Source organism: Nonomuraea jiangxiensis (genome assembly GCF_900099965.1).
GTDB lineage: Bacteria > Actinomycetota > Actinomycetes > Streptosporangiales > Streptosporangiaceae > Nonomuraea > Nonomuraea jiangxiensis.
Window position 1 is genome coordinate 33925 of sequence record NZ_FNDJ01000041.1, and the last position, 15202, is coordinate 49126.

Genomic DNA, 15202 nt, shown 5'->3' on the forward strand with positions numbered 1-15202 from the left:
GGCCGGGGTCAGGCTCCTGTCAGGCGAAGGCGTGGGTCGGGCAGAGGCGGACGACGGTCGGGGAGAGGGAGTCGAGGCGGGCGCCGATCATGCGGGCGATGCCCTCGATCGTCGCCCTGCCCGTCCCCTCCTCCGGCTGTCCGTCCGTCTGCACCGACAGCAGCAGGTCGCGCCCCGGCCCGGCCACCCGTCCATAGCTGGTGACGGCCCACGTGCCGGACTCGAACGGGCGCCGAGTCCAGCCGTTCTTCAGCGCCACCCGGTCGACCGGCCGGGCGGCGGCGCTGACGCCCCACGCCTGGTCCCGCACCACCTGGCTCATCAGCCGCAGCACCAGCCGCCGATCGTGGACGCTCAGCCCCCTGCCGCCCTTGATGAGCACCTTCAGCAGCCGGACGCGGTCGGCGGGGCTGGTCCTGGTGCCGCCCCAGTGGTCGCCGGGCCCCGGTGTGGTCTCCTTCAGCCCCACCTGCCGGTAGAACTCGCTCATCGCCCCGCCCGCGCCGATCCGCGACCACAGGGCGTCCGCCGCCTTGTCCTCGCTCTTCTTGATCATGCGGGCCGCCAGGTCGAGCTCCTCCTTGCCGAGCGCGCCGGTACGCCGCTGCAGCAGCGCGGTCACGATGTCCACCTTGGCCCCGCCCGCGATGATCACGTCGCGTTCGTGCTCCCCCTGGGCCAGCCGCACCCCGGAGACCAGGTCCAGTGCGGCGTAGGCAACGTGTCCGGGGCGCCCGCTCACGTATCGGGCGAGGTCCTTCCCGAGGCGGGCCCGGGCCACCCGCCCGGCGTGGACGTGCGGATACTTCAGCAGGCAGCGCCCCACTTTGACCGGTGCCTTCACCGCGGCGGGCTCGACCGCCGCCTGATCGGTGCCGCACCCCGCCACGAACGCCAGGGCCAGGCAGGCGCCCCAGGAAGTCCACCCAGCACGCATGCGCCAACCCCCTGCGATCTCAGCGGGGGGTTGGTACGCATACTTCCCCTTTTTCCGGCTGCCCTCCCGGACCCGGTGCTTTCGTGGTCAGACCTTCATGACGACCTTGCCGACCGGGTCACAGGTGCTCGCGCAGGAAGTCCGCGGTCGCGTCCACGGCCTCGGTGACGTACGGCTCGCGGTCGTAGAGGTCGATGTGCTGCTTGGCGTCCACCCAGACGAGCCGCTTGGGCTGGTCGAGCCGGCGGAAGACCTCCTCGGCCCCCTCCGGCGAGCAGAACCGGTCGACGACCCCGTGCACGATCAGCGCCGGCTTGGGCGACAGGAAGTCCGCCCCCATCATGTTGTCCATCGTGATCAGCTCCCGCACGCTGGCCCTGGTCACGGAGTTCGACCAGGAGGGCGCGGCGCCCCGCCCGGTGCCGTAGTAGGCGTGGGGCTCCTCGCCCGGCATGGCGGCCTCGCCCCGTTCCGACACCGCGGGCATGTACTCGACCGGTCCGCCCCGGTCCTGCCGCTCCAGCACCTCGGCGAACGTCCGCAGCACGTCCGGGTAGTCCATTCCCGCCCGCATGGCATAGGGGTTGTTGTACGCCCCGGCGATCCCCACGAAGGCCCGCACCCGAGGCTCAAAAGCAGCAAATTTAAGGGCATATCCCCCACCGAGGCACACCCCGACCGCCCCGATGCGCTCCGCGTCCACCTCGGCCCGCCCCCGCAGGAACGACACCGCCGCCCGCAGATCCCGCAACTTGCCCTGCGGGTCCTCCTCGCACCGCGGCTCACCGCCCGACTCGCCCCAGTTGCGATGGTCGAAGGCCAGCGTCACGTAGCCGCGGGCGGCCAGCCGCTCCGCGTACAGCCCCGTGACCTGCTGGCGCACCCCGGTGAAGGGCCCGGTGAACACCAGCCCGGGCCACGGCCCCACCCCGTCCGGCACCCGCAGGTCACCGGCCAGGGTGAGGCCGTCCACAGCGAAATCAACTCTCATACGCCCCAGTTTGCGTCACGAGTCGAATCCCAGGCCCATCCTGTCGAGAGTGCGCAGCCACAGGTTGCGCCGGCCCTGGTGCTCGTCGGCCTGGGCGATCGACCACCGGGTGACCTGGATGACACCGGAGCGCACCGGCTCCGGCGGGAAGGGGATCGGCTTCTCCTGCACCATCCGCAGCTCGGTACGCTCGGTCGGCCGGCCCGCGAGCAGGTCGAGCATGACGTTCGCGCCGAACCGGGTGGCGCCGACGCCCATGCCGGTGTAGCCGACGGCGTAGACCAGCCGCCCGCCGTGCGCCCGCCCGTAGAAGGCGCTGAACCGGCTGCAGGTGTCGATCACGCCACCCCACCGGTGGCTGAACCGCACGGCGTCGAGCTGCGGGAAGGTGTCGTAGAAGTGCTCCGCGAGCGTGAGGAAGGTCTCGTCGCGCTGGTCGTACTCGGGTCTGACGAGGCCGCCGTTGTAGTAGACGGCGTCGTAGCCGCCCCACAGGATGCGGTTGTCGTCGGTCAGCCGGTAGTAGTGGAAGCGGTTGGCCGAGTCGCCGACGCCCTGCCGGTTGTGCCAGCCCACCTCGGCGAGCTGGGCGTCGGTGAGCGGCTCGGTCATCAGCGCGTAGTCGTACACCGGGACCACGAAGTGCTTGAGGCGTCGCAGCAGCGGAGGGAACACTCCGGTGGCCAGCGCCACGTGCGGCGCGGAGACGGCGCCGAGCGGGGTGCGCAGGGTGATCGTGATCCCGTCGTCGTGGAGCGCGCGGACCGGGCTGCGCTCGTGGACCCGCACCCCGAGCCGCAGGCAGGCCTCGCGCAGCCCCCAGGCCAGCCGCGCCGGGTCGAGCATGGCGCAACCGCGGCGGTCCCACATGCCGCCCAGGTAGGTCGGCGAGTTCACCTCCGCCCGCACCTGCTCCCGGTCCAGCGGCACGTAGTCCAGCCCCAGGCCGGCGATCTGGCTCAGGTGCTCCTGCAGCGCGTCGAGCTGCCACTGCTCGGTGGCCACGTGCAGCTCGCCGGTGCGCTCGAACGAGCAGTCGACGCCGTAGCGCTCCAGCGTGCGCTCGATCTCGTCGAGGTTCTCCACTCCCATCTGCTCCAGCCGGGCGACCTCGTCCGGCCACCGCTCCAGCCCGTTGGCCAGGCCGTGGGTGAGCGTGGCCATGCAGAACCCGCCGTTGCGGCCGGTGGCCGCCCAGCCGATCCTGCGGCCTTCGAGCAGGACCACGTCCAGTGAGGGGTCACGTTCCTTGGCCATCAGGGCGGTCCACAACCCCGAGAAGCCACCGCCGACCACGACCAGGTCGGCTCGGGTGCTGCGGTCGAGCCGCGGTCGCGGCTCGGGTCTGGCCGGGCTGTCCAGCCAGTACGGCTTGCGCTCCGCGTCAGCCAGCGCCTTCAGCGGATCCACACATTCCACTTCCCTACGAAGTCATAGTGGTTCTCATCAGTTACGGCGCCGCGCCGCCACCGCGTTGGCGATCGCGATCAGCACGCCCACGCCGAAGATCAGCGTACCCATGACGTTGACCTGCGGTGGGATTCCCGTCTTGACGGCCCCGACGATCCACAGCGGGAACGTGACGGTCGAGCCGTTGACGAAGCTCGTGACCACGTAGTCGTCGATGGACAGCGCGAACGACAACATCGCGCCCGCCAGCACGCCCGGCATGATCGACGGCAGCGTTACCTGCCGGAACGTGCCCCAGGCGGTGGCCCCCAGGTCCCTGGCCGCCTCCTCCAGCGACGGGTCCAGCGTGACGACCCGTGCCCGCACCGTCACCACCACGAACGACAACGAGAACAGCACGTGCGAGACGATGATCGTGTTGGCGTCGCGCGGCACGCTGCCGGAGACGAACAGCGACAGCAGCGACGCGCCCATGACCAGCTCGGGCGTGGAGATGGCCGCGAAGACCAGGAAGTTCGTGACTCCCTTGCCGCGGAAGCGGTGCCGCCCGAGCGCCAGCCCGAGCATGGTGCCGATCACCACCGTGATGACGGTGCTGATCAGGGCGATCACCAGCGAGTTGCGCAGCGCCACGGTCAGGTCGGAGATGTCGAACAGCTCCGCGTACCACCGCAGCGTGAAGCCCTGCCAGGAGGTGTTCGACTTGCTCTGCTTGTCGTTGAAGCCGAACAGGATCATCACGGCGATCGGCGACGACAGCCAGACGATGACCAACCAGGTGTAGATGTGCAGCAGCCGGTCGCCGACCCTGATGCCCCTCATCGGGCCGCCGCCTCAAGCACGTTCTCCGTGCCCAGCGCCCTGGCGTAGATGAAGATGCCGACCAGCAGCACCGCCATGAGCGTGAAGGAGAGCGCGGAGGCGGTCGGGTAGTCGAGGTTCGTCAGGTATTCGGTCTGGATGATGTTGCCGATCATGGTGTTGGCCGTGCCGCCGAGGATCTGCGCGTTGATCGGGTCGGCCGTGGCCGGCACGAACGTCATCAGCACCCCGGCGAACACCCCGGGCAGCGACAGCGGCAGCACCACCCGGCGGAAGGCCGCCGTCCGGGTCGCGTACAGGTCCTGTGCGGCCTCCACCACCCGCGGGTCCACCCGCTCCAGCGCCACGTAGATCGGCAGGATCATGAACGGCAGGAAGTTGTACGTCAGCCCGCCCACCACGGCGAACGTCGTGGCCAGCACGTGGAAGTCCGCGGGCAGCAGCCCCCAGCCCTTCAGCGTGCCGAACAGGATCCCGTTGTCCGACAGCAGGAAGTTCCACGAGATCGTACGCAGCACGAACGACACGAAGAACGGCAGCAGCAACAGGAACAGGTACACCGACTTGCGGTGGCCGCCCCGGAAGGCGATCCAGTACGCCACCGGATACCCGATGATCAGCATCGCCACGGTGGCGAGCCCGCCGTAGAGCAGTGACCGCAGCAACTGGGGGCTGTACCTGCTGAGCGCGTCACCGTAGTTGGAGAAGCTGAACGTCATGGCGAAGCCGTCGATCGCGTTGCCGGTCTGCAGCGACACCGACGCCATCGCGACCATCGGCACGACCAGGAAGATCGCCAGCCACATCCAGCTCGGCAGAGCCAGCAGGTAGGGGGTGAGCCGCCTCATCACTACGCCTGCGTGATCGACTGGAAGATCGGGTTGTACACCTGCTCCTGCTGGGTGGTGAGCTTGACGTAGTTGCGCAGCTTGGCGTAGTCGGCCTCGGACGGGAACATCAGCGGGCTCTCGACCATCTCCTCCAGCGACTTCTTCTTCTCGCCGGTGGCCGTCTTGGCCTTCTCCCGCAGCAGGTCCTGTACGGCCGGGATCGGCGTGACGTACTGGATGAACTCGTCCAGCTCGGCGGCTACGGTCGGCTGGTAGAGGTAGTCCATGAGCATGAGCGCGTCCACCGGGTTCGCGGCGCCCTTGGGGATGAGCATGTTGTCGGTCCAGATCGTGCCGCCCTCCTCGGGCACCACGAACTTGACCGGCTCGCCGGCGAGCTGCCGCTGGAAGACGTCGCCCGACCAGGCCATGCACAGCCAGACGTCGCCCTTGGACACAGCGTCGATATAGCTTTGATCGTAATATTTCCGGACAATTCCGGCGTCGCGCTGCGCCTTGAGCTTCTCCCCGGCCTTCTGCCAGTCGGCCTCGGCCGACTTCTCCGGATCGATGCCGAGCGCGAACATCCCGAAGTTGCCGATCTCCTGGGCGTCGGCCATCATGCCGACCCGCCCCTTGTACTTGGGGTCGAACAGCGACTGGATGCTGGTGATGTCTTCCTTGACGTAGTTGGTGTTGTACGCGATCCCGGTCACACCGGACGTGTACGGCACCGTGTACTTGTTCCCGGGGTCGTAGGCCCGCTCCTTGTACTTCTGGCCCGCGTTGGCCTGGAAGTTCGGCAGCTTCGAGTGGTCGAGCGGCACGATGTAGCCCAGGTCGATCATGTGCTGCAGCTGGACGCCGTTGGTCATGACCACGATGTCGTAGCCCAGCGACTGCCCGGCGCGCAGCACGGGATCGGCCTTGCCGAAGAACTCCGCGTTCTCCTGGATGACCTCTTTGTACTCGTACGAGATGCCCGTGTCCTGCTTGAACTTCTCCAGCGGCCCCTTGTCCTCGGGCATGTACTCGGGCCAGTTGGCGAAGACGACCTTGCCGTGCTTGGTCTGCTTGGACCAGAAGTCCTCGACGGCGTCGGCCTTGGGCGGCGCTGCCTTCTGGCCCTGCACGCCACAGGCGGCAAGGGCGAGACCGGCGGCGGACATGCCCGCCAGCCTGAGAGCGTCACGGCGGGTACGGGGCTGGGTCATTCCTCGTAGGAGAGGCAGGCGGGGGTCCATGGGGTGCAATCAACTTCCAATCACGTACGAGTGCTGGGCCTGCCAGGACAGCCACACGGAGTCGCCCCGCTCCGCCGTTGCCGCGGCGTCATGCACGTTTTGCTGAAAAACCGTAATTTCCACCCCGTCAGTGAGACTCACGGTGTAGCTGTTGTAGGTGCCCAGGTAGACCACCTCGGTGACGGAGCCGCGCACGGCGCTCAGGCCCGCCCCCGGCTCGTCCGTGCAGATGGTGATCTTCTCGGGCCGTACGGTCACCGACACGTCGCCGTCGTGCCCGGGCACCAGCACCCGGCCGCCGCCGACCTTGAGCACCCCGCTCGCGGCGCTGCCCGCGAGCAGGTTGGAGGTGCCGATGAAACCGGCCACGAACGCCGTCGCCGGCCGCTCGTAGATCTCGCGCGGCCCGGCGAGCTGCTCGACCAGGCCGTCGTTCATGACCGCGATCCGGTCGCTCATGGTGAGCGCCTCGTTCTGGTCGTGCGTCACGTACACGAACGTGATGCCGACCTCGCGCTGGATGCGCTTGAGCTCGATCTGCATGGCCTGGCGCAGCTTGAGGTCGAGCGCGCCCAGCGGCTCGTCCAGCAGCAGCGCGCGCGGCCGGTTGACCAGGGCCCTGGCCAGCGCCACCCGCTGCTGCTGGCCGCCGGACATCTCACGCGGCCGGCGCTTCTCCCTGCCGGTGAGATCGACGATCTCCAGCATCTCGCCGACCCGCCGCCTGATCTCCTCCTGCGGCGTCTTGCGCTGCTTCAGCCCGAACGCCACGTTGTCCCAGACGCTCATGTGCGGGAAGAGCGCGTAGGACTGGAAGACCATGTTGACGTCGCGCCTGTTCGGCGGGACGTTCGTGACGTCTTGGCCGAGCAGCTTCACCAGGCCCTTCGAGGGGGCCTCGAAGCCGGCGATCATTCGCATGGTGGTGGTCTTGCCGCAACCGGACGGACCGAGGAGGGAGAAGAACTCCCCCTCGGCGATGTCCAGCGTCACGCCCTTGACCGCCCGGACGACCTCTCCATGCGCGAGATACTCCTTGACGACGTCGACCAGCTCGATCGCCGATGTGCCGCTCATCGGGCTATTCACCGATGTAGTGCATGACGTGCTTGACCCTGGTGTAGTCGTGCAGGCCGAAGACGGACAGGTCCTTGCCGTAGCCGGAGTGCTTGAAGCCGCCGTGCGGCATCTCCGACACGAACGGGATGTGGGTGTTGACCCAGACCACGCCGAAGTCCAGCCGGTTCGACATGCGCATCGCGCGGCCGTGGTCGGAGGTCCAGACCGAGCCGCTCAGGCCGTATTTGACGTCGTTGGCCTTGGCCAGGGCGTCGGCCTCGTCGGTGAACGTCTGGACGGTGATCACCGGGCCGAAGACCTCGTTCTGCACCATCTCGTCGTCCTGCCGGAGCCCGTCCACGATCGTCGGGGCGAAGAAGTAACCCTTGTCGCCGATCCGCTGGCCGCCGGTGAGGACCTTGGCGTGCGCGGGGGCCCGCTCGATGAAGCCCTCCACCCGGGCGAGCTGGTTGGCGTTGTTGAGCGGGCCGTAGAGCGCGTCCTCGTTGGACAGGTCGCCGGTCACGGTGCCGGCGGCGGCCTCCGTCAGCGCGGCCACGAACTCGTCGTGCACGCTCTCCTGCACCAGCACCCGGCAGGCGGCGGTGCAGTCCTGGCCGGCGTTGTAGAGACCGGCCACGGCGATGTCCCCGGCGGCCTTGGCCAGGTCCTTGACGTCCTCGAAGACCACGACCGGAGCCTTGCCGCCGAGCTCCAGGTGCACCCGCTTGAGGTCGTCGGCGGCGGTCTTGGCGACCGACATGCCGGCGCCGACCGAGCCGGTGATCGCGACCATGGCGGCGGTGGGGTGGCCCACCACCAGGGCGCCGGTCTCACGATCGCCGGTCACGACGTTGAAGACGCCCGCCGGCAGCACCGAGCCGAGGATCTCGGCGAGCTTGAGCGTGGAGACCGGGGTCGTGTCGGACGGCTTCAGCACGATCGTGTTGCCGGCCGCCAGCGCGGGGGCGATCTTCCACACCGCCATCATCATCGGGTAGTTCCACGGGGTGACCTGGCCCACCACGCCGATCGGCTCGTGCCTGATGACGCTGGTGTGCTCGGCCAGGAACTCCCCGGCGGTCGGCCCCTCCAGCGTGCGCGCGGCGCCGGCGAAGAAGCGGAAGTGGTCGGCGGCGACGGGGGTCTCGTCCTCGGCCATGCGGGCGCGCGGCTTGCCGGTGTTCAGGCACTCGGCCTCGTTGATCTCGTCGGCCCGCGCGTCGATCGCGTCGGCGACCTTGAGCAGCAGGTTCGCCCGCTCAGCCGGGGTGGTCCTGCCCCACGACTCGAACGCGGCGGCCGCGGCGGCGAAGGCGGCGTCGACGTCCTCGGGCCCGGACAGGGGGGCCTGCACGTAGGCCTCGCCCGTGCACGGATCGATGATGTCGGTGAATCGGCCGCTCTTGGCGTCCACGAACTCGCCGTTAATAAAGTTCTGCAGACGGGTGGTCAAGGTGACCTCCTCGTGAGGTGGCTGAGATGCCGCGACTCTTACAGAGCGTACGCATCCGGACAAGGGATTTCGTGGCGAAGATACCAAATTGCTACGAATTCGCTTGACAGACGGGCGAGAACTGACAACATGTCGCACCAGGAAGGCAACCCCAGCGGGAACGCCCCCCGTGCTGCCTGACCGCTAGGAGGATCCCCCTCGATGACGACGCCGCCGCGCGTACGCCGCACCAACTCCAATGCCGGGCCGGTGGTGCTCGACGACCTGTCCAAGCAGATCATCGAGCAGCTCCAGAACGACGGGCGCATGCCGTACGCGGCGATCGGCAAGGCGGTCGGGCTGTCCGAGGCCGCCGTACGCCAGCGCGTGCAGCGGTTGCAGGACGCGGGCGTCATGCAGATCGTCGCGGTCACTGATCCTCTCACGCTCGGTTTCCCCCGGCAGGCCATGATCGGCGTCAACTGCGAGGGCGACCTGGAGTCGGTCGCCAACGAACTGGCGGCCCTCGACGAAATCGACTACGTGGTGCTCACCGCGGGCTCCTTCGACGTGATCGTCGAGGTGGTCTGTGAGGGCGACGGGCACCTCCTGGAAATTCTTAGTAAAATCCGCGCGATTCCCGCCGTCCGGGCCACGGAATCGTTCGTTTACCTGAAGCTGCGCAAGCAGACCTACTCCTGGGGCACCCGCTAGCCGACCCTGGCCACCGCGCGCACGGGCGCGCCGTCGGCCCCGGGCAACCGCAGCGGCAGCAGGAACACCTCGATCGGCCGGCCGCGCGCCTGCGCGTCGAGGAGGCGGTCGAGGCCGGTCAGGTTCTCCGCGATGACGGCGTGCGCGCCGCACAGCACCCGGTGGGCCGGGAAGTCCGCGGCGGGCGTGGGGTCCACGCTGAGCGCGTCGATGCCGACCGTACGGATCCCGCGCCCGGCCAGCAGCTCGGCGGCCTCCTCCGTCAGGAAGGGGTGCCCCTGGTAGGTCTCGCTCCCCCAGTGCGCCGACCACCCGGTGGCGACGAGCACGATGGCGGGCGCCGCCACGGCCGCGAAGCGCTCGGCCCCGATCGGGGAGCGAGGCGCCAGGCCCCGGGCGTCCACCACGACGGCCGGGCCGCAGAAACGATCAAGCGGCAGGTCGTCGAGCGCCGGCAGCGAGTCGTCGATGTGGAAGGGCGCGTCCACGTGGGTGCCCGACTGGGAGCCGAGGTGCAGGCCCAGCACGTTGACGCCGTCGCGGGCCACGGTGAGCGCCGGGCCGACCGAGACCTCCGGGTCGCCCGGATAGACGGGCATCCCGGTCTCGATCGGCACCGACAGGTCGACCAGTTCCCTCATGTCACGGCGTCCGTGGCAGCGCTCGTGGTCGGGTCCATGATGGGCAGGACCGGGGTGTCGGCCGCCCGGGTCAGCCGCGGCCCGGCGGGGCCGTAGACCTCGCGCGGCTCAGGGAAGGCCGCCAGCAGCGCCAGATACAGCAGCGCGGCCACGGCCAGCCCGAGCGGCAGCGAGACGTCCACCCCGCCGGCCAGCCCGCCGAGCGGCCCGACGAACTGGCCCGGCAGGTTCACGAACAGCAGCGCCAGCCCGGCCGACAGCAGCCAGGCGCTCAGCCCGCGCCAGTTCCAGCCGTGCGTGAACCAGTAGCGGCCGCCGCGCTGGCGGCGGTTGAAGACCTGGAGCGCCTCGGGGTCGTACCAGCCCCGGCGGGTCACGTAGCCGATCATCATGATCACCATCCATGGGGCGGTGCACGTGATGATCAGTGTGGCGAACGTGGAGATGCTCTGCGTGAGGTTCGCCGCGAAACGCCCGGCGAAGATGAACACGATCGACAGCGTGCCGATGAACACCGTGGCCTGCACCCTGGAGAACCGGGGGAAGACGCTGGAGAAGTCGAGGCCCGTGCCGTAGAGGGAGGTCGTGCCGGTGGACATACCGCCGATCAGCGCGATCAGGCAGACGGGCACGAAATACCAGCCGGGCGAGACCGCCAGCAGGCCGCCTACATAGTTGGGCGCGGCCGGGTCCACGTAGTCCGCGGCCTTGGCGGCGATGATCGAGGCCGTCGCCAGGCCGAAGAAGAACGGCAGGATGGTCGCGATCTGCGACAGGAACGCGGCGGCCATCACACGGGAGCGCGGGGTGTTCGCCGGGATGTAGCGGGACCAGTCGCCCAGGAAGGCGCCGAAGGAGACCGGGTTCGACAACACGATCAGCGCCGCGCCGATGAACGACGGCCAGAACAGCGGGTCACCCGGGGCGAGCGTGCCCGGATAGGACGGGTCGAAGTCGCCGGCGAAGGCGAACACACCCAGCACGAACAGCAGCGACGCCGCCGCCACCGCGATCTTGTTGACGAACAGCATGAAGCGGAAGCCGTACACGCAGACCACGAGCACCAGGACGGCGAAGATCCCGTACGCGACGCCGTAGGAGAGCTCGGTGTCCGGCAGCCCCACCAGCCGGTGCGCGCCGCCCACCAGCGCGTCTCCCGACGACCACACCGAGATCGAGAAGAACGCGACGGCCGTCAGCAGCGACAGGAACGAGCCGACGATCCGACCGTGCACGCCCAGGTGGGCGGAGGAGGAGACGGCGTTGTTGGTGCCGTTGAGCGGCCCGAACAGCGCCAGCGGCGCCAGGATCAGCGCCCCGACCACCAGCCCGAGCACGGTGGCGGCCAGGCCCTGCCAGAACGACAACCCGAACAGGATGGGGAAGGCCCCGAGCACGCAGGTGGCGAAGGTGTTGGCGCCGCCGAAGGCGACCCGGAACAGGTCCAGCGGGCGCGCGGTGCGGTCGGCGTCGGGGATGCGCTCGACACCGTACGTCTCGATCTCGGTGAGGCTGCCGCTCATGATCACTTCTCCCGCAACGCCAGCAGGCTGACGAGGTCGTAGGCCACGTGGGAGGCGGCGACGGAGGTGATCTCCGCGTGGTCGTAGGCGGGGGCCACCTCCACCACGTCCGCACCCACCAGATCGCAGCCGGCCAGGCCGCGCAGGATCTCCAGCAGTTCCCGGCTGGTGAGCCCGCCCGCCTCCGGCGTGCCCGTGCCGGGGGCGTGGGCGGGGTCGAGCACGTCGATGTCGACGGAGACGTACACCGGCCGGTCCCCGACCCGCTGCCGCAGCACGTCGACCACCTCGTCCACGCCCCGCCGCAGCACGTCGGCCGCGGTCAGGATGCCGAACCCGAGCCGCCGGTCGTCCTCCAGGTCCCGCTTGCCGTAGAGCGGCCCCCGGATGCCGACATGGCTGAGCGCCTCGGTGTCGAGGATCCCCTCCTCGACGGCCCGCCGGAACGGGGTGCCGTGCGTGTACTCCGCGCCGAAGTAGGTGTCCCACGTGTCGAGGTGCGCGTCGAAGTGCACCAGAGCCACCGGCCCGTGTCTCCTGGCGACCGCCCGCAGCAGCGGCAGGGCGATCGTGTGGTCCCCGCCGATGGTGACCAGCCGCGCGTCCATCCCCCCGGCGGCGGTCTCGATCGCCTCGATCGCGGCCCCGATGTCGAACGGATTGGCCACGATGTCCCCGGCGTCCACCACCTGAGCCCGCTCGAACGGGGAGACGTCCAGCCCCGGATGGTAGGGCCGCAGCAGCCGGGAGGCCTCCCTGACCGCCGCGGGCCCGAACCGGGCGCCGGGCCGGTAGGAGACACCGGTGTCGAAGGGCACGCCCACCACCGCCACCTCGGCCCGCTCGACCTGGTCGAGCCGCGGCAACCGAGCGAACGTGGCAGGCCCGGCGAACCGGGGGACCTGAGAGGAGTCGACGGGACCTAGATTCATGCGGCAAGTGTTCGCCAGCCACCCGACCAGGGACAATTGTCCGGTTCACGGAGTATTACGGTGTGTGTTGTGCCCGACCACAAGCTCACGGTGGAAGACCTCCTCCGCTCCCCGGCCCTCCAGCTCCGCCTGCTGGCCGGCGAGGCCGGGTTGTCGCGGTCGGTGTCGTGGGCGCATGTGAGCGAGCTCGACGACCCGACGCCGTGGCTGCTCGGCGCCGAGGTCATCATGACGACGGGGATCGGCGTGCCGCGCGGGGCGGCCAGGCAGCGCGCCTACCTCGAACGCCTCGACGACGCGGGTGTCTCCGCCCTGGCGCTGTCGGCCCAGCTCCACGTGCCGCCGCTGCACCAGGCGTTCTTCGAGGCCGCGGCGGAGCGCGGGATGCCGGTGCTGGAGGTGCCGCTGGCGGTGCCGTTCATCGCGATCGCGCAGGAGGTGGCGGCGGCGCTGCAGGAGGACTCCGCCCACCGGCTCGGGGCGCAGTTGCAGGTGTTCGGCGCGCTCCGCTGGCTGGCCTCGGAGGACCTGGACACGGCGACCCTCTTCAGCCGCCTGGAAAGCCTGTCCGGCTATGACGTCTACCTGTGCACCCCGCAGGGCCGCCCGCTACTCCCCGGCGTCCCGACCCCCGCCTTCGACCTCCTCCCCTCCGGCCCCGAGGCACCCCCCACCATCCCCGGCGGCTTCGCCCTGCCTGTCCCGGCGCCCGGGGGGCCTGCCGGTTTCCTGGTGGCCCGCGAACGCGAGGGCGCCCGCCCGGCGGGCCTCGCGGTGGTCCAGCACATCGCCACGGTGGCCGCACTCCAGGTCGCCATGGCCCGCCACGAACGCGAGACCCTACGCCGGGAAGGCGCAGAAACCCTGGCCGAGCTGCTGCAGGACGTCCTCGACCCACCGGCCGCGCGCCGCCGCCTGGCCCGCCTCGGCCTGCCCCTCGACACCGACTCGATCCTGCTGGTGATCCGCGGCACGGACGACGAAGCCCTCCGCCGGGCCCTCACCGACCTCCCCCACCTCATCCTGAGACGCGCCGACGACCACTACGTCCTCGGCCCCGCGTCCCTGGCCCCCGCCGTCGCCACGGTCCCGGCCGTCATAGCCGGCGCCAGCCGCCCCTTCCCACCCGGCGCGTCCCTCCGGGTGTCCCAACGCGAGGCGATCTGGGCCGCCACCCACGCCGCCGAGTCCGGCAAACCCCTGGCCCACTATGGCGAGGACACCACGGGCCGCTGGCTCCCCGACGACCCGGCGACCCTGACCGCCCTGGTCGACCACGTCCTCGGCAAGGCCCTGGCCTACGACGAGACCCACGACTCGCGGCTGCTCTTCTCGGTGCGTGTGTGGATGGAACGCAACCGCCACACGGACGACGCCGCCGCGGCCCTCCACATCCACCCCAACACCCTGGCCTACCGCCTGCGCCGCTTCGCAACGCTCACAGGCCGCGACCTGACCTCAAGCGCCGCGTTCGCCGAGGTCTGGCTCGCCATCCGCGCCGCCCGCCAACTGGGCCTGCTCGGCCCGTAGCGGGTGCGACGGCGAGAACAACTCCTCCACGGAACCAGCGTCCAGCGCCCGATGGAACCACGCCTCAAGAGTGGGGATGTCCTCACAAGCCATGATCTGCTCGCGAACCTGCTCCGGAACTGCGATCTCGCACTGCGCGAAAACCTTCAGCATGCCCTTCGCCAGGCCGCACAGATAGCCCTGCTCGAAGCCCTTGATCAGCAGGCTTTGGCCATGGTCTCCGTAATAGGCGAAATCCGGATAGCTGGCGGCCAGAGCCCGTCTGGCATCCTCAGCGGAGATTGAACCCTCAGTCAAAAAGGTCCTCTTCCGAAGTGGCGGTCAGCGCCCGCTGGAACCAAGCCTCGATCGTGGCAGTGTCCTCACATGTCGTGATCAGCTCACGGACTTCGTCCGACAGCCCGATACCGCGCGATTCGAGCAGCATCATCAGAAGCTTGATCTCGCCTTTCGCCTGCAGGCTTTCGGCGAACTCTCCCTGATACGGATAGGTCATCATGGCCATGAGTCTCCCCCATTCCTTCTGTGCGACGCCTGTCAGTGACACGTAGACATACCGAGCGTAACGAGCGCCAAGCCCGCTCTCGAGCTTGTTCAGCGCCTCGCTCAAGGTGCCGAGCACCTCTTTGACCCGTGGGTCATCGTTCTTGGTGACGGCCGCGACCACGGCCAGCCCGATATTGCTCAACGCCTCGTTCACATCGGTGATGAACGGAGTGTTGTGGGGGCCGATGACCAAGGGGGTCAGGGTCAGTCCCGGGTGGCCGGTCGTTATGGGCTTCTCGGCCCAGCGAGCGGTTGCCAGATTGGGACAGATGACGACCAGGCAGACCGGGCACTTCTCACGAGCCCGGAAGTTGGCGATGTATTCCAGCCACGAATACAGCTTGTCGTCGTCCCGGCCGCGCTGCGTCTCCGTGATGACGCCGAACTTCTCCTTGTCCTTCCCATAGAGCAAGGCTGCGTCCGCACGGCAGACCGCCGGTATGGCGTCCGACATGTCGGGCGAGGCCAGTCGAGCCTCGCCCGAGTCGGGTATTCGCAGGTCGAGCAGCGTCCGCAACATCTGTGCGGCGTGTCCGAAATCGAGGGTGGGGAGCTTGGTCACACCCTCGTGTTGCTGTGTGGGCATGG

At 69.3% G+C, this 15202-nt stretch carries 15 protein-coding genes; 2 read left to right on the plus strand and 13 right to left on the minus strand.

The features are described from left to right. Nucleotides 1-19 precede the first annotated feature (19 nt). The 8 genes from BLS95_RS49365 to BLS95_RS49400 all read right to left on the minus strand — a co-directional run bounded on the left by BLS95_RS49365 (nt 20) and on the right by BLS95_RS49400 (nt 8749). Nucleotides 20-937, minus strand: coding sequence for a serine hydrolase (locus BLS95_RS49365; RefSeq protein ID WP_090946560.1), 918 nt, complete (start codon nt 935-937; stop codon nt 20-22). A 118-nt stretch (nt 938-1055) separates the two neighbouring features. Beyond that, entirely contained in the window at nt 1056-1928 is an 873-nt protein-coding gene (locus BLS95_RS49370; RefSeq protein WP_090946561.1) for an alpha/beta hydrolase, read from the minus strand. A 15-nt stretch (nt 1929-1943) separates the two neighbouring features. Beyond that, a complete protein-coding gene (locus tag BLS95_RS49375; protein WP_090946562.1) occupies nt 1944-3338 on the minus strand; it encodes an NAD(P)/FAD-dependent oxidoreductase in 1395 nt (464 codons plus the stop codon). Nucleotides 3339-3374: 36 nt separating this feature from the next. After that, nucleotides 3375-4160, minus strand: a complete 786-nt coding sequence (locus BLS95_RS49380) for an ABC transporter permease (RefSeq protein WP_090946563.1) — start codon at nt 4158-4160, stop codon at nt 3375-3377. Continuing rightward, nucleotides 4157-5008 carry an ABC transporter permease gene (locus BLS95_RS49385; RefSeq protein ID WP_090946564.1) on the minus strand — a complete coding sequence of 284 codons (852 nt, stop codon included), beginning with the start codon at nt 5006-5008 and terminating at the stop codon, nt 4157-4159. Before BLS95_RS49385 ends, BLS95_RS49380 begins: the two co-directional genes overlap by 4 nt. 2 nt (nt 5009-5010) lie before the next feature. Further along, nucleotides 5011-6204 carry a polyamine ABC transporter substrate-binding protein gene (locus BLS95_RS49390; protein WP_245765750.1) on the minus strand — a complete coding sequence of 398 codons (1194 nt, stop codon included), beginning with the start codon at nt 6202-6204 and terminating at the stop codon, nt 5011-5013. A 39-nt stretch (nt 6205-6243) separates the two neighbouring features. Continuing rightward, nucleotides 6244-7311 (minus strand): ABC transporter ATP-binding protein, encoded by a 1068-nt coding sequence (locus BLS95_RS49395; protein WP_090946566.1) that lies wholly within the window; start codon nt 7309-7311, stop codon nt 6244-6246. Between the two features lie 4 nt (nt 7312-7315). Continuing rightward, on the minus strand, nt 7316-8749 hold the full coding sequence (locus BLS95_RS49400) for a gamma-aminobutyraldehyde dehydrogenase (protein ID WP_090946567.1): 1434 nt from the start codon (nt 8747-8749) through the stop codon (nt 7316-7318). A gap of 201 nt (nt 8750-8950) precedes the next feature. Here BLS95_RS49400 and BLS95_RS49405 point away from each other — a divergent pair, with 201 nt between their 5' ends. After that, nucleotides 8951-9442 carry an Lrp/AsnC family transcriptional regulator gene (locus tag BLS95_RS49405; RefSeq protein ID WP_090946568.1) on the plus strand — a complete coding sequence of 164 codons (492 nt, stop codon included), beginning with the start codon at nt 8951-8953 and terminating at the stop codon, nt 9440-9442. Here the strand turns inward: BLS95_RS49405 and BLS95_RS49410 are convergent. From BLS95_RS49410 to speB, 3 genes are read right to left on the minus strand one after another with little or no spacing between them, the layout of a single operon-like run. Next, nucleotides 9439-10083, minus strand: a complete 645-nt coding sequence (locus BLS95_RS49410) for a cyclase family protein (protein WP_090946569.1) — start codon at nt 10081-10083, stop codon at nt 9439-9441. The two genes, BLS95_RS49405 and BLS95_RS49410, sit on opposite strands and share 4 nt — an antisense overlap. Then, entirely contained in the window at nt 10080-11606 is a 1527-nt protein-coding gene (locus BLS95_RS49415) for a purine-cytosine permease family protein (protein ID WP_090946570.1), read from the minus strand. Before BLS95_RS49415 ends, BLS95_RS49410 begins: the two co-directional genes overlap by 4 nt. A gap of 2 nt (nt 11607-11608) precedes the next feature. Further along, nucleotides 11609-12538 (minus strand): agmatinase, encoded by a 930-nt coding sequence (speB, locus tag BLS95_RS49420; protein ID WP_090946571.1) that lies wholly within the window; start codon nt 12536-12538, stop codon nt 11609-11611. Nucleotides 12539-12607: 69 nt separating this feature from the next. Between speB and BLS95_RS49425 the strand changes: the two genes are divergently transcribed. Then, nucleotides 12608-14068, plus strand: a complete 1461-nt coding sequence (locus BLS95_RS49425; protein ID WP_090946572.1) for a PucR family transcriptional regulator — start codon at nt 12608-12610, stop codon at nt 14066-14068. Here the strand turns inward: BLS95_RS49425 and BLS95_RS55110 are convergent. Both BLS95_RS55110 and BLS95_RS49430 read right to left on the minus strand, forming a co-directional pair. Beyond that, entirely contained in the window at nt 13997-14365 is a 369-nt protein-coding gene (locus BLS95_RS55110) for a hypothetical protein (protein ID WP_143044236.1), read from the minus strand. The genes BLS95_RS49425 and BLS95_RS55110 overlap by 72 nt on opposite strands. Further along, the gene (locus tag BLS95_RS49430) at nt 14358-15200 is read right to left on the minus strand and encodes a hypothetical protein (protein WP_143044237.1); all 843 of its coding nucleotides are present in this window, start codon (nt 15198-15200) and stop codon (nt 14358-14360) included. The genes BLS95_RS55110 and BLS95_RS49430 overlap by 8 nt, the downstream gene beginning before the upstream one ends. Nucleotides 15201-15202: the final 2 nt, after the last annotated feature.